Origin of the sequence: Psychrobacillus sp. FSL K6-2843 (genome assembly GCF_038626375.1) — a bacterium.
GTDB classification, from domain to species: domain Bacteria; phylum Bacillota; class Bacilli; order Bacillales_A; family Planococcaceae; genus Psychrobacillus; species Psychrobacillus faecigallinarum.
In genome coordinates, this window is record NZ_CP152021.1 from 1675917 (window position 1) to 1689030 (window position 13114).

16 protein-coding genes and 1 pseudogene are annotated in these 13114 nt (G+C 37.6%); 14 read left to right on the forward strand and 3 right to left on the reverse strand.

What is annotated here, in order from left to right:
- Positions 1-8: 8 nt before the first annotated feature.
- The 9 genes from glpK to glnA all read left to right on the forward strand — a co-directional run bounded on the left by glpK (position 9) and on the right by glnA (position 8953).
- Complete coding sequence (gene glpK / locus MKY94_RS08265) at positions 9-1520, forward strand: glycerol kinase GlpK (protein ID WP_342578448.1); 1512 nt, start codon at positions 9-11, stop codon at positions 1518-1520.
- Positions 1521-3173 carry a glycerol-3-phosphate dehydrogenase/oxidase gene (locus MKY94_RS08270; RefSeq protein WP_144541809.1) on the forward strand — a complete coding sequence of 551 codons (1653 nt, stop codon included), beginning with the start codon at positions 1521-1523 and terminating at the stop codon, positions 3171-3173. It begins immediately after the preceding gene.
- Complete coding sequence (locus MKY94_RS08275) at positions 3170-4090, forward strand: alpha/beta fold hydrolase (RefSeq protein ID WP_342578450.1); 921 nt, start codon at positions 3170-3172, stop codon at positions 4088-4090. Before MKY94_RS08270 ends, MKY94_RS08275 begins: the two co-directional genes overlap by 4 nt.
- The gene (miaA, locus tag MKY94_RS08280; RefSeq protein ID WP_342578451.1) at positions 4083-5003 is read left to right on the forward strand and encodes a tRNA (adenosine(37)-N6)-dimethylallyltransferase MiaA; all 921 of its coding nucleotides are present in this window, start codon (positions 4083-4085) and stop codon (positions 5001-5003) included. Before MKY94_RS08275 ends, miaA begins: the two co-directional genes overlap by 8 nt.
- Positions 5004-5064: 61 nt before the next feature.
- Complete coding sequence (hfq, locus tag MKY94_RS08285; RefSeq protein ID WP_144541813.1) at positions 5065-5286, forward strand: RNA chaperone Hfq; 222 nt, start codon at positions 5065-5067, stop codon at positions 5284-5286.
- A 76-nt stretch (positions 5287-5362) separates the two neighbouring features.
- A complete protein-coding gene (locus MKY94_RS08290) occupies positions 5363-5662 on the forward strand; it encodes a rhodanese-like domain-containing protein (protein ID WP_144541815.1) in 300 nt (99 codons plus the stop codon).
- 143 nt (positions 5663-5805) lie between these two features.
- Positions 5806-7056, forward strand: a complete 1251-nt coding sequence (locus tag MKY94_RS08295; RefSeq protein ID WP_342578452.1) for a methionine gamma-lyase family protein — start codon at positions 5806-5808, stop codon at positions 7054-7056.
- A gap of 137 nt (positions 7057-7193) precedes the next feature.
- Complete coding sequence (locus MKY94_RS08300) at positions 7194-7577, forward strand: MerR family transcriptional regulator (RefSeq protein ID WP_144541819.1); 384 nt, start codon at positions 7194-7196, stop codon at positions 7575-7577.
- 41 nt (positions 7578-7618) lie between these two features.
- On the forward strand, positions 7619-8953 hold the full coding sequence (gene glnA / locus MKY94_RS08305) for a type I glutamate--ammonia ligase (protein WP_191697958.1): 1335 nt from the start codon (positions 7619-7621) through the stop codon (positions 8951-8953).
- Between the two features lie 108 nt (positions 8954-9061).
- On the opposite strand, the gene MKY94_RS08310 is transcribed toward glnA, so the two are convergent.
- From MKY94_RS08310 to MKY94_RS08320, 3 genes are all read right to left on the reverse strand, one after another.
- The gene (locus MKY94_RS08310; protein WP_342578667.1) at positions 9062-9295 is read right to left on the reverse strand and encodes a tyrosine-type recombinase/integrase; all 234 of its coding nucleotides are present in this window, start codon (positions 9293-9295) and stop codon (positions 9062-9064) included.
- 28 nt (positions 9296-9323) lie between these two features.
- Complete coding sequence (locus MKY94_RS08315) at positions 9324-9998, reverse strand: site-specific integrase (protein WP_342578453.1); 675 nt, start codon at positions 9996-9998, stop codon at positions 9324-9326.
- A 259-nt stretch (positions 9999-10257) separates the two neighbouring features.
- The gene (locus MKY94_RS08320) at positions 10258-10470 is read right to left on the reverse strand and encodes an ImmA/IrrE family metallo-endopeptidase (protein ID WP_342578668.1); all 213 of its coding nucleotides are present in this window, start codon (positions 10468-10470) and stop codon (positions 10258-10260) included.
- Between the two features lie 4 nt (positions 10471-10474).
- Here MKY94_RS08320 and MKY94_RS08325 point away from each other — a divergent pair.
- The 5 genes and pseudogenes from MKY94_RS08325 to MKY94_RS08345 form a co-directional block, all read left to right on the forward strand.
- Positions 10475-10696 (forward strand): annotated as a pseudogene (locus MKY94_RS08325) (hypothetical protein); the annotation flags it as partial.
- A 227-nt stretch (positions 10697-10923) separates the two neighbouring features.
- The gene (locus MKY94_RS08330) at positions 10924-11097 is read left to right on the forward strand and encodes a hypothetical protein (protein WP_342578454.1); all 174 of its coding nucleotides are present in this window, start codon (positions 10924-10926) and stop codon (positions 11095-11097) included.
- A gap of 570 nt (positions 11098-11667) precedes the next feature.
- The gene (locus tag MKY94_RS08335; RefSeq protein ID WP_342578456.1) at positions 11668-12033 is read left to right on the forward strand and encodes a hypothetical protein; all 366 of its coding nucleotides are present in this window, start codon (positions 11668-11670) and stop codon (positions 12031-12033) included.
- 28 nt (positions 12034-12061) lie between these two features.
- Entirely contained in the window at positions 12062-12643 is a 582-nt protein-coding gene (locus tag MKY94_RS08340) for an SMI1/KNR4 family protein (RefSeq protein WP_342578458.1), read from the forward strand.
- A 101-nt stretch (positions 12644-12744) separates the two neighbouring features.
- A complete protein-coding gene (locus tag MKY94_RS08345; RefSeq protein ID WP_342578460.1) occupies positions 12745-13029 on the forward strand; it encodes a hypothetical protein in 285 nt (94 codons plus the stop codon).
- Positions 13030-13114 lie beyond the last annotated feature (85 nt).

Genomic DNA, 13114 nt, shown 5'->3' on the forward strand with positions numbered 1-13114 from the left:
GGGGTAATATGGGGAAGTATATTTTATCAATTGATCAAGGAACCACTAGTTCAAGGGCTATTCTGTTTGATAAGGAAGGTAATATTGTTCATTCTTCTCAAAAGGAATTCAAGCAGCATTTTCCGAAATCAGGCTGGGTAGAGCATGACGCAAAAGAAATTTGGGGAACTGTGCTCTCGGTATTGGCGGCCGTTTTAACGGAGAGTGGAAGTCAGCCGGGAGATGTCCATGCAATAGGGATAACCAATCAGCGGGAAACGACGGTTGTCTGGAACAAGCATACAGGCAAACCTGTATATAATGCGATTGTATGGCAATCAAGACAGACTCAGTCTATTATCGATGATCTTAAGAAGGATGATCTAGAATCCTTCTTTCAAGAAAAAACAGGCTTAAGGCTGGATCCTTACTTTTCGGCAACTAAGGTCAAATGGATTTTAGATAATGTCGAGGGGGCAAGAGAGCAGGCAGATGCTGGAGAGCTGCTGTTTGGGACCATTGATACATGGTTAATCTGGAAGCTTTCAGATGGAAAAGCACATGTCACAGATTATTCAAATGCCTCTCGAACGATGATGTATAATATTTTCGAGCAAGAGTGGGATCAAGAGATTTGCGAGAAGTTAAATATACCGATGAACATGCTACCTACAGTTGCTTCCTCCTCAGAAGTTTATGCAAAGACAGATCCGTCTGTTTTCTTTGGCAAGGAGTTAGACATAGCTGGTGCCGCAGGAGATCAACAGGCTGCCTTGTTCGGTCAATGCTGCTTTGAAAAGGGCATGGCGAAAAATACCTACGGTACAGGTTGCTTCATGCTATTAAATACCGGGGAGGAAGCCGTAACATCTGACTCTGGTCTACTAACGACAATTGCTTGGGGCTTGGATGGTAAAGTCACTTACGCATTAGAGGGAAGTGTATTTGTGGCTGGTTCAGCCATACAATGGCTTCGAGATGGACTCCGTATGCTAAAACATGCAAGTGAATCTGAGAACTACGCAAAACGAGTCGACTCTACAGAAGGTGTCTATGTCGTACCTGCCTTTGTTGGCTTAGGAACCCCATATTGGGATTCTGATGCAAGAGGTTCAATTTTTGGGCTCACACGAGGCACAACCAAGGAGCACTTTATACGTGCGACACTGGAGTCACTTGCCTATCAATCAAAGGATGTTTTGGATACGATGATGAAGGATTCTGGTGTGGAGGTAGAAGTTCTCCGAGTAGACGGTGGGGCAGTAAGTAACGAATTTCTCATGCAGTTCCAAAGTGATTTGTTAAAATTACCGGTAGAGCTAGCGAAGCTCAATGAGACAACAGCACTGGGTGCTGCATTCCTAGCAGGATTGGCAACGGGATTTTGGAAGGATGAGCAAGAGCTTTCGAACATGAGAGAAAGCCAGCGCTTGTATGAGCCGGAAATGGATGAGGAAAAACGTAAGAGATTATATAAGGGCTGGAAACTAGCCGTAGAAGCAACAAGACTATTCAAAATATCAGAACAAGGAGTGGACTAAGTGAAATCTTCAGTAGAACGTGAGCAAATACTTAACACACTAAACTTTTACGAATTTGACGTATTAGTAATCGGAGGCGGGATTACTGGTGCAGGTATTGCACTAGATGCAGTAACAAGAGGTATGTCTGTAGCCTTGATAGAAATGCAAGACTTTGCAGCAGGGACATCTAGTAGATCTACAAAGCTGATCCATGGTGGTTTGCGTTACCTTAAGCAAATGGAAATAAAAATGGTTGCGGAGGTCGGAAAAGAACGAGAAATCGTATATGAAAATGCGGTTCATGTTTCTAAGCCTACCGGTATGCTTCTACCGTTCCATAAGCAAGGGACATTCGGACCTTTAAGCACTTCTGCTGGCCTTAAGCTTTATGATTATCTGGCAGGAGTCAAAAAGGAAGAGCGTCGTTTGATGCTTTCTGCAAAGGAAACATTAGAAAGAGAACCTTTAGTAAAAAGTAAAGACCTTCTTGGTGGAGGATATTATGTAGAGTACGTGACAGACGACGCAAGGCTAACGATTGAAGTTGTAAAGAAAGCGATTGAAAAGGGTGCTGTTTGCTTAAACTATGCTAAAGCTAGATCATTCCTTTATAACGACGAAAACAAAGTGGTCGGTGCTGAAATTGTTGACATGGTAACGAACAAAAGAATAGCAATCCATGCTAAAAAAGTAGTTAATGCGACTGGACCATGGGTTGATGGTGTGAGAGCACTTGATGCAATCGAAAACAAAAAAAAGCTGCGACTAACTAAAGGTATTCATGTAGTAATTGACCAATCTATTTTCCCTCTCCGTCAGGCAATATATTTTGATACACCTGATAAGCGAATGGTATTTGCTATACCTAGAGATGGAAAAACATATGTTGGAACGACAGACACCTTCTTTGAAGGCAAAATTCAAAATCCAGTAGCTACGCTAGAGGATGTGGAATACTTAATAGATGCGATTCACTATATGTTCCCTGATGTAAGAGTTGGAGTAGAGCATGTAGAATCCACATGGGCTGGTGTACGACCTTTAATATACGAAGATGGTAAAGACCCTTCTGAAATTTCCCGGAAGGATGAGATTTGGCAATCGGAGGCTGGCCTTCTAACAATAGCGGGTGGTAAGCTGACAGGCTATCGCAAAATGGCAGAGACGATTGTAGATAAAATTTCCAAGCAGCTTGGGGACGAAAAGTATGGTCCTTGTGTAACGAAACATTTAAATTTATCCGGTGGAGAAACTGGGGGCTCTGAGCAATTTGAAGGTTTTGTTACAGTAAAAGAACAAATTGCTCCTTCTTATGGTTTGTCACGTGAGGAAGGTAGAAGATTAGCTAAACTCTATGGCTCTAATGTAGATAAAGTATTTCAATACGCTCATATTCTATCTACCGTTCCTTCAAATTTACCGCTAGGTCTGCTTGCACAGGTGTATTATGCAGTTCATGAGGAAATGGCATATTCTCCTGTGGATTTCTTAGTTAGAAGAACTGGTATGCTCTATTTCCATATCGATCAGTATAAAATGTATAAGGATGAAGTATTAAATGTTATGAAGCAATTGCTCCAATATTCTAAGGAAGAGACCGAAAGTTATTCGCAACAATTGGAAGAAGCATTACTAGATGCTATGTTTTCGGAAGGTAGTGTTGTCGAGTGAAGGAAATTTTAGAAGCGAAGATGTCAGATGGTCATCTCATTTATGTAATGAAAAATGTACCAAATGATACACCAATCGGCCATGTACACCTTTTACATGGCTTGGCTGAACATATCGATCGTTATGATGCGTTTGTGCATTTCCTTGTCGATAAAGGTTTTATCGTCAGTGGACATGATCATCGGGGACATGGTAAGACTGCTGGAAAAAATGGTAAGCTAGGTTATTTTGCAGACCATTCAGGCTTCGAGAGAATAACAGAGGATGTACGAGAAATATTGATAACCGTCCGAGAAGGAATAGGCGAAATTCCTGTTATTTTATTTGGTCATAGCATGGGCTCGTTTGTCGCCCGTCGATATATGCAAAAATATAGTGACTCCCTGTCAAAAGTTATTCTAAGTGGTACAGCATTTGACCCTGGCGTAATGGGAGACATGGGAAGGTTAATTGGTAAAATAGCTTCTAGGATAAAATCACCGCAAGCGGAAAGCCCATTGCTTAACTCGCTTGCCTTCGGTGGATTCAACAAGCAAATCGATCAACCAGAGACTCAGTTTGACTGGTTAAGCACTGACAAGGTAGAGGTAAATAAATATATTGAAGATCCACTTTGTGGATTTATCCCATCTAACCAGCTGTACGTGGATATGTTCGGTGGGATGAGATCCATTCATAAGGAATCGGAAAACATGAAAATTCGCAAAGATTTGCCAGTGCTGCTCATTAGCGGTGGGAAGGATCCTGTCGGAAAAGACGGCAAGGACATTTTTAAAGTAGCGGAAGGTATGAAAAAAGCAGGTATGTGGGATATAACCGTGCAAGTGGTGGAAGGTGCAAGACATGAACTCTTAAAGGAAAAGGGAAAAGATAAAACAATGGACTACATTTACAAATGGATGATAAAGGATGAATAAAAAACCAGCTGTTATTGCAATTGTAGGGCCAACCGCAGTAGGCAAAACGGCGTTAAGCATTGGGCTAGCAAAGGCTTACAATGGGGAAATCATCAATGGTGACTCCATGCAGGTTTACCGAGAGTTAAACATTGGTACCGCGAAAATTACCGAAGATGAAATGGCAGGAGTTCCACACCATCTGTTGGACATCAAGGATCCGACAGATGGCTTCTCTGTAGCAGAATACCAAAAACTTGTACGAGACAAAATAGAAGAAATTGCTTCTAGAGGTAAAGTGCCCATTATTGTTGGGGGAACTGGTCTTTATGTGCAATCGGTACTATATGACTTCCGCTTTACGGAACAGCCCAAACTAGATAGAACAAGGATACAGGAGCTTGAAGGCCTTAAATCGGAAGAATTATATGCAAGACTTCTAAAAAAAGATCCGGAGGCTGCTAAGGATATCCATCCGAACAACGTCCAAAGAGTAATCCGTGCAATTGAGAGGCTAGAGCTAACTGGAATGCAGCGAGATGAAATTGAACAAAAACAAGGACATGAAAAGGTTTATCCCCATTATATTATTGGTCTTAATATCAACCGCGAAGTGCTCTATGAGCGCATTAACAAACGAGTAGATATCATGGTGGAGCAGGGGCTGTTGAAGGAAGTGAAGGGACTTTATGACAAAGGTATTAGGAACTCGCAATCCATCCAAGCGATTGGATACAAAGAAATTTATGAATATTTGGATGGGAAGAAAACGCTTGAAGAAGCGCTTGAGCGATTGAAGCAAAACTCTAGAAGGTATGCCAAGCGTCAGCTAACCTATTTCCGTAACAAAATGGATATTCATTGGTTTAATCCGTTTGAAGACAATAAAAGAATTTTAGAAGAAATTAATAGCTTTTTGCAGGAGAATAAATAATTAAGGCGAATAGTTAAAGTGTTAGGGTATTTTAGCGTAAAATGCAAACGGGGGTATTAAGATGAAACCGATGAATATTCAAGACAATTATTTAAATCAGTTAAGAAAGAACGAGATTTTTGTAACAGTATTTCTTTTAAATGGTTTCCAATTAAAAGGAACAGTTAAATCATATGACAATTTCACAGTATTGTTTGAATCAGATGGGAAGCAACAGTTAATTTATAAGCATGCGATTTCTACGTTTGCTCCATCTAAACCTGTTAAATTATCAGAAGAGTAAAATCGAATCCATTGACAGTTCCACTTACTCCTATTATTATTTGATAGAATCTTTAAATGAAGTGGAGAGGTTAAATATGAAGACTATTACGACAGATGAGCTTCTAAAAAAAATAGATGCAGGCGAGCAAGTAAATATTATTGATGTACGTGAACAAGAGGAAGTGGATGCAGGTATTATTCCTGGAGCAAAGCATATCGCATTAGGGCAAGTGGAAACAAGCTTGGATCAAATCGACCCGTCCGTTCCTCATTACATAATTTGCAAGGCTGGTGGCCGCAGTGCAATGGCTTGCGAAATTCTAGAAGAGAATGGTTACGACGTGACTAATGTGACAGGCGGAATGATGGCCTGGGACGGCGAAGTACAATTCTAATAACTACTATACAAAGGGGCTAATTTCATTTTTTGAAATTAGTCTTTTCTCTTTTATCAAAAGGAAGTATTGCTTTCATAAATGAGCGTATATTTTTATCCAACAAAACACAAAGTACAACGAATAGAATTAGGAGATGTATCATGGAATTTATAACTACTTTATCAAAGAATGTAACAGAATTGGCAGAATCAGCTGAATCTAAGATTGTCGAACAACATAAAGAAGTGGAAGGAATTGCTTTTCACAATCAACAAAAAGTGCTTCATGCATTTAAGGAGCATCACGTAAGTGACCATCATTTTAACCCTTCAACTGGATATGGGTACGATGATGAAGGACGTGATACATTAGAAAAAGTGTATGCAACGACTTTTGGAGCAGAGGCGGCGCTTGTTCGACCGCAAATCATCAGTGGTACGCATGCGATTTCTATTAGCCTATTTGGAGTTTTACGCCCAGACGATGAATTATTATATATAACTGGGAAACCCTATGATACATTGCAATCGATTGTCAGTGGTGGAGAAGAGGACACTGGATCTCTAAAAGACTTTGGTATTAACTATCAGCACATTGACCTGTTAGAAGATGGTGCTGTGGACTGGGAAGCAGTAAAAAATGCAATACATGACAAAACCAAGGTAGTGGCGATTCAACGGTCTAAGGGTTATGCAGTCCGTCCTTCCTTCACAGTGACTCAAATTAAGGATATGGTCGAAAAAATTAGAGGCATCAAAAAGGATGTCATTATCTTTGTGGACAACTGCTATGGAGAGTTCGTTGAAACCCTTGAGCCAACTAACGTCGGAGTTGATTTGATGGCTGGTTCTCTTATTAAAAACCCAGGTGGCGGTATCGCTAAAACTGGTGGTTATATTGCAGGAAAAAAAGAATTTGTTACAAAATGCGCTTATAGAATGACTTCACCGGGTATAGGTTCAGAGGCGGGTGCTTCACTGAATACATTATTAGATATGTATCAGGGATTTTTCCTAGCTCCCCATGTCGTTTCGCAAGCGGTAAAAGGCGCTATCTTTACTTCTGCAGTTTTAGAGGAAGTAGGCATGACAACCGAGCCTCATTATTCACAAAAGCGTACGGATTTAATACAATCCGTCTCCTTTCAGACTCCAGAGCAAATGATTCAATTCTGCAAGGCAATCCAAGCACATTCACCTATTAATGCACAGTTTGCGCCAGAACCAGCTTACATGCCAGGCTATGAGGATGATGTAATAATGGCTGCTGGAACCTTTATACAAGGCTCAAGCATGGAACTAACTGCAGATGGGCCGATTCGTCCTCCTTATACTGCTTTTATCCAAGGTGGATTGACATATGAACATGTGAAATATGCGATTTTGGGGGCAGTTCAGTCTTTATATAAATAACAAAAAAATACCACTTTCTAAAAATAGAGAGTGGTTTAATTTTTTTGAAAATTTTATGTAAGAATTGTTGACATGATGTTGACATGTTAGCTAACATCACATATACTATGTTTATAACCTACATAGGAGGTGCAGCGATGGAAAAGGAATGGAGACGTTCCATGCCACTGCTATCGATGAATATTGTCATGCAGCTAACAGGATTAACAGCAAGACAAATTCGATATTATGAAGAGCAAGAATTAGTTCAGCCTGCACGAACGGAAGGTAAGCAACGCATGTTCTCATTAGACGATATCGATGTCCTGCTAGAGATTAAAGACTTATTGAAATCTGGTGTGAACATAGCCGGTATTAAACAAATTTTTGAGATGAAGAAAAATCCTGCAACCTCCAAGGACGTCCGGCAAGTAATCTCTGATCAGGAGTTACGCGAAATTGTTAAGGAAGAAATGCGATTGGCACAAAGACAGCAGCGAGCTTCTTTGAGGCAGGGGGACTTATCTCGCTTTTTTCGTTAAGTGAGTTTAAAAAAATATCAAATATTTAGGAGAGTGGAAAAATGAGTAAGTATACAAAAGAAGACATCAAAAAGTTCGTTCAAGAGAATGAGGTGAATTTTATTCGTCTTCAGTTTACAGACATACTAGGTACGATTAAAAACGTGGAAATTCCAGTGAGTCAGCTCGACAAAGCTCTTGATAATAAAATGATGTTTGACGGATCTTCTATCGAAGGATTTGTTCGTATTGAAGAATCTGATATGTACTTAGTTCCAGATTTAAATTCGTGGGTAGTATTCCCTTGGATTACAGGAAAAGGGAAAGTAGCTCGTCTAATCTGTGATGTAAATAAAGCAGACGGAACTCCATTTGCTGGGGATCCTCGTAGTAACTTAAAAAGAATTTTAAAAGAAATGGAAGAACTAGGATTCACTAGCTTTAACTTAGGGCCAGAGCCGGAATTTTTCCTATTCAAATTAGATGCTCAAGGTGAGCCGACGTTAGACTTAAATGACCATGGTGGTTATTTCGATTTAGCTCCAGTAGATCTTGGAGAAAACTGCCGTCGTGATATCGTACTTGAGCTAGAGGAAATGGGCTTTGAAATTGAAGCATCTCACCATGAAGTAGCTCCAGGGCAACATGAAATTGACTTCAAATATGCGGATGCTATCACTGCTTGTGACAACATTCAAACATTTAAGCTAGTAGTTAAAACGATTGCACGTAAACACGGATTGCATGCAACATTCATGCCAAAACCATTATTCGGTGTTAACGGTTCAGGAATGCACTTTAACGTATCATTATTTAAAGGTAAAGAAAATGCATTCTTCGATGAGTCAGCAGACATGAAAATGAGCGAAACATCTATGCAATTCATGGCCGGTGTATTAAAACACGTCCAAAGCTTCACTGCAATTACAAACCCGACTGTAAACTCATATAAACGGCTAGTCCCTGGTTACGAAGCGCCTTGCTACGTTGCATGGTCTGGTCAAAACCGTAGTCCACTGATTCGAATTCCTTCTTCTAGAGGATTAAGTACTCGTATCGAGGTTCGCTCAGTAGACCCAGCTGCAAACCCATACTTAGCTATGGCTGTAATTCTTCAAGCTGGATTAGATGGTATCAAAAACAAATTAACACCACCGCCAGCTGTTGACCGTAACATTTATGTTATGACAGAAGAAGAGCGTATTGAAAACGGTATTCATAACTTACCACCATCACTACACGCAGCTATACAAGAACTTGGTAAAAATGAAGTTATCCGCGGAGCTCTAGGCGAACACATCTACGCTAACTTCGTAGAAGCAAAAGAAATCGAATGGGATATGTTCCGTACGACTGTACATCCTTGGGAACGTGAGCAATACTTGAAGATGTATTAAGCTTGTAGTATAGGGGTATAGAGGCTTTTGATATGGGGTGTTTTTATAAAATGGTTCAGCAAAATACATTGCACCCCATATTCACCCCATTATTTTCATAAAAAAATATCATTTACTTATTCCTTTAAAAACATCGTTCAGTCTTTCATTGACTTGTTCGGTGTTTTTCTTATTCATTTTTTTAGATAAATGAGCGTACACATCAGAAGTGATTTGTTGGCTGCCGTGCCCTAGTTGTTTTTGAATGTATTTGATATCTGCGCCAGCTTCTAAAAGGTTAACTACATACGTATGACGTAGAGAATGAATTGGATAAGAGTTTAATCCAGCTCTTTTTAATATCCTTCCAAAAGCATTAAAAAGGCATGTTTTAGGCGTCTTTTCTACAAAACACTAAGTTTAAATCATGATGGTAGATATCATTCAATAGTAGCTTATTTTGATTTTGAAAATTGAGATGTGTTTTCAATGCAATTGCTGTAGTATCAGCTATATCAATGACTCTATTTTTTCGGTTTTTTGTATCTCCAAAAATTTCCCCATCGTTACCAGGTTGAAAATCCAAGCTTTTATTAATAGTAATAGTCTTTTCCTTCAAATTAATGTCCGTCCATTGCAAAGCTGCAGCTTCACCTTTTCGCATTCCTGTTTCAATTAATACCTTGAAGAATATCCAGTAGATATAACCGTACTTGTATGCATGATTCAAGAGTTCCGGGATATTATCTGAGTCAATAAATTTTAAGGATTCATTTTCTTGTTCACGTTGACCAGGTATCACTACATCTTCACAAGGATTATCAGAAATCCGTTTGTTTTTCTTCGCTTGTTTCATGCAGTTGTAAATAGCGTTGTGTATTTTTAAAACAGTGTTGCGAGCCAGCTTCTTCTCTCTAAATAGATGATTGATGAATTTTTGGTATGTTTCAGGACTGATTGACTTCAAAGAAATACTTTTGAAATAAGGTTTGATATGGTTTTCTATACTGTTAGTTAAAGAAGAGTGATAGTTCTTACTGATATTTCCCTCTTTATAGTCTTTCATCCACAAGTCTAGATAAGCGCTTAATGTAATATCCGATTGATCATAACCTTCTTGTATTTTGCCTTGTACTTTTTCTGCTTCGCGTTTAGCTTCAGGTTTTGTTCGGAATCAGCGCTTCGACTTTTCTTTTAGTTTATTGGATATAGGATCTATATAACGTATTCTGTATTCCCATTTATTATCATGTTTACGATAGGTGATGTTTGCATTTATGTTCAATTTATTCACCTCCTTTCAAATAGGCACAAATGTTCTTTTTTTAGTTAAATTTTTTACCCGCTATGTATTTTAAAGCTAATAGTTCCTTGGGAATTCCTTTTTCTTTGATAGTATCATCGATGTTAAAACAAGGATCATCATTATTCACAAATAATTCATCGGGTAATAATAGCTCGACAGCAAAGATATTAGCTTCTATTTCAAGCTTTTCTGTAGAAAATAGAGTATGTTTTTTTAGAAAAGAAGTACTTATATCCTTAGCACATAAATTAAATGATCTTCATGAGTTAAAAAAACTCATTAGTACATTTGATGGTTTAGAATACAAAATACTCTACAAGAAGCATGTGGAAGGCATGACGCTAGAGGAAATTGCAAACAAACTAAACTACAACACAAATTACATTCGAATAAAACACGCAAATATCATGCGAATGAAGCGCTATGCAGAAAAAGTTACATCGAAAAAAGTAACATAAAAGTAACTTACTAATTAGAAATAGATTCCATTGATTTTTCCATTTAATATAAGAGTATAAAGAACTGCGAATAAGTTCTTTAATAGTTTTCTCCCTTTGAAAAAGCATCTGGACTTAATTGTCTCGGTGCTTTTATGAGTTTATGTAAAATTCAAAAAAATTAGAAGGATTTTGCCGAATGAAGTAGAATATAACAGATGTAACACAAAATATGTAATATATGGAGGATGGAGATTATGAAAAAGAAAAAGACAATATTGTCAGTTGCTGCTGGAGTTCTTATGCTTTTAACTTTATCTTTTGGTACAGGAGCAAGTGCGTTGAATGATCCTGGTCATGGTGGTGGCGGTACGGTTAAACCACCAACGTGCACTAAGTATCCTTGTCCTATAAGACCGTAAATCCAAATAAAATATAACGAATAAAAATATCGAAAAGCTTTGAACTCACTCAAGGAATAATGTAAAAAGGTCACATCCAATAGGACGTGGCTTTTTTCTTTTATAAAACTAATTTTTAGCGGGAGTATAAAGAACCGTGATTAAGTTCTTTTAAACTTTTCTCCTTTTGAAAAAGAGCGTTCATGTATGGATGCTCTTTTATTAAATCAATTTTCTATTAATGACATACGTTTCCTTCTAATCTATGATTAGTTTAAATTGGTGTGTAATTAATGGTGAAAATAAGGAAATTAGATGTTGCTAAAGATAAGTATGGTAACTACTATTTTATTAAAATGAATAGAGATAACGATATCTTGAGGTTAATTCATGTGTATAAATACATTGAGGAATAACTGTTTAATAATTAAGAAAAAACTATCGAAAGAATTCCAATGAATGAACAAGCAAAAATTATGGTTGAGAGAAGCAAAACCGATGATAGATATTATAATTTAGAGGATTTATTAAAACAATTCGAAATTGAAATTGATAATCAGATTTAAAAAGCGAGTCATGATCTATTAACTCTTGGCAAAATCAAGTCCTAAAATGCAAAGAGCAATTGATTATGGTATTAGACCTTATACTTTGCTGAGAAATGAAATCGCGGGAACTGGTTTACATGCACATCATATTATGCCGAAAAAGTTTTCTGTCAATTTTAATTTAAAAGGTAGAGAGAATGATATGTTTTGTCTTACTCTTGACAGTACAACCCATAATATGATAACTGGTAGATTTAATTCGAGACTTAGTAAATCAGCTGAAACATATACTGCAGCTGAAGTAAGGAGAGTTAGTATAGAAATCTATGATCAACTATACAGAGAAACTGGTGATTACATTTTTAAATTCCAATCAGATTTTATTAAACTTAATCAATATGCACCTTGATTAAATCATAGTGGAGGGGTTATGTTATATGAAAATAAGCGATTTCATCCGTGAATTTAAAAAAACATATCCTGGACAGGAGCTTTACAAAGTTGCTACAAAAGCAGAAATTGCCTCGTTTGAAGAATCAATTGGGATTCTACTTCCTTCAACCTTTAAAGAGTTTCTTAGGACTTTTTCTAACGGGATTTTGCTGTTAGGATGGGAGCCCATAGGAGGGGTAGATGAAAAATCTCCTTGTGGAGCTATTCGAAAATCGGAGCGAATAATTTATGACCTTCCATCAGAAGTTTTGATTGAAGAGACGAATGAATTGGTATATTCCGCTCGTCTTATAACATTAACGATGTTCGATGGCGGAGAGAGTTCAAATGATCATTGGGCATTCATTTTTGAAGAGGGTATCCCTAATAACGAATATAGGATAGGTTATATAGGTCAAGACAATAAATCTATCGTGAAAGTTGTTCGGAATTTTGAAGATTGGTTGGGAATATTTTGGAAAGGAAACAAGGATAACAAAGATAGTGAGTTTGCAATTCCAACGTTTCATATAATTTACCCAGATTATGATGAACGTGGAAAAATACTGCATGAGTGGTTGAGATAAACTTCAAAAATATATGTTAAAGTCATATCCATTTGGGTGTGGCTTTTTATTATGAAACTTTTTCCATATTTACCCGTAACATAATCTAGGGGGAATAATATATGTGGAATAAAATGAAAGCAATTTACAATCAAATCATTAAATATACGCTAGCTATTTTCTTAATATTGTTTTTCTTTTACATGCTTTTAGTCCTAATAGTTCAAGGGATTGAAGGTAAACTTGATCCTTTAAACTTTATCTCTGTTGTCGCAGTTGCTCTTTCTTTTCCAGGAATAGTACAAACATTGGCGGATGAAGTTAATCCTAAAAAAAAGACATACAAGTTAAGTTGTAAATGTCCAAAATGTAAACATTTGATTCAGATGGACATGAAAGAAGAGTAAGCACTTATTTTCATCATATCTACTCAAAATATTACTACATACAATCATTTCCAATCACATTATGATTAGTGTGGAGGGAGGTGTT

What these genes read in the sequence shown, in the direction of transcription:
- MKY94_RS08345 (WP_342578460.1), top strand. Translation starts at nt 12,745, where the DNA reads ATGTGGAATAAAATGAAAGCAATTTACAATCAAATCATTAAATATACG.
- MKY94_RS08290 (WP_144541815.1), top strand. Translation starts at nt 5,363, where the DNA reads ATGAAGACTATTACGACAGATGAGCTTCTAAAAAAAATAGATGCAGGC.
- MKY94_RS08330 (WP_342578454.1), top strand. Translation starts at nt 10,924, where the DNA reads ATGGAGATTATGAAAAAGAAAAAGACAATATTGTCAGTTGCTGCTGGA.
- MKY94_RS08295 (WP_342578452.1), top strand. Translation starts at nt 5,806, where the DNA reads ATGGAATTTATAACTACTTTATCAAAGAATGTAACAGAATTGGCAGAA.
- MKY94_RS08315 (WP_342578453.1), bottom strand. Translation starts at nt 9,998, where the DNA reads ATGAAAGACTATAAAGAGGGAAATATCAGTAAGAACTATCACTCTTCT.
- MKY94_RS08340 (WP_342578458.1), top strand. Translation starts at nt 12,062, where the DNA reads ATGAAAATAAGCGATTTCATCCGTGAATTTAAAAAAACATATCCTGGA.
- miaA (WP_342578451.1), top strand. Translation starts at nt 4,083, where the DNA reads ATGAATAAAAAACCAGCTGTTATTGCAATTGTAGGGCCAACCGCAGTA.
- glpK (WP_342578448.1), top strand. Translation starts at nt 9, where the DNA reads ATGGGGAAGTATATTTTATCAATTGATCAAGGAACCACTAGTTCAAGG.
- glnA (WP_191697958.1), top strand. Translation starts at nt 7,619, where the DNA reads ATGAGTAAGTATACAAAAGAAGACATCAAAAAGTTCGTTCAAGAGAAT.
- hfq (WP_144541813.1), top strand. Translation starts at nt 5,065, where the DNA reads ATGAAACCGATGAATATTCAAGACAATTATTTAAATCAGTTAAGAAAG.
- MKY94_RS08300 (WP_144541819.1), top strand. Translation starts at nt 7,194, where the DNA reads ATGGAAAAGGAATGGAGACGTTCCATGCCACTGCTATCGATGAATATT.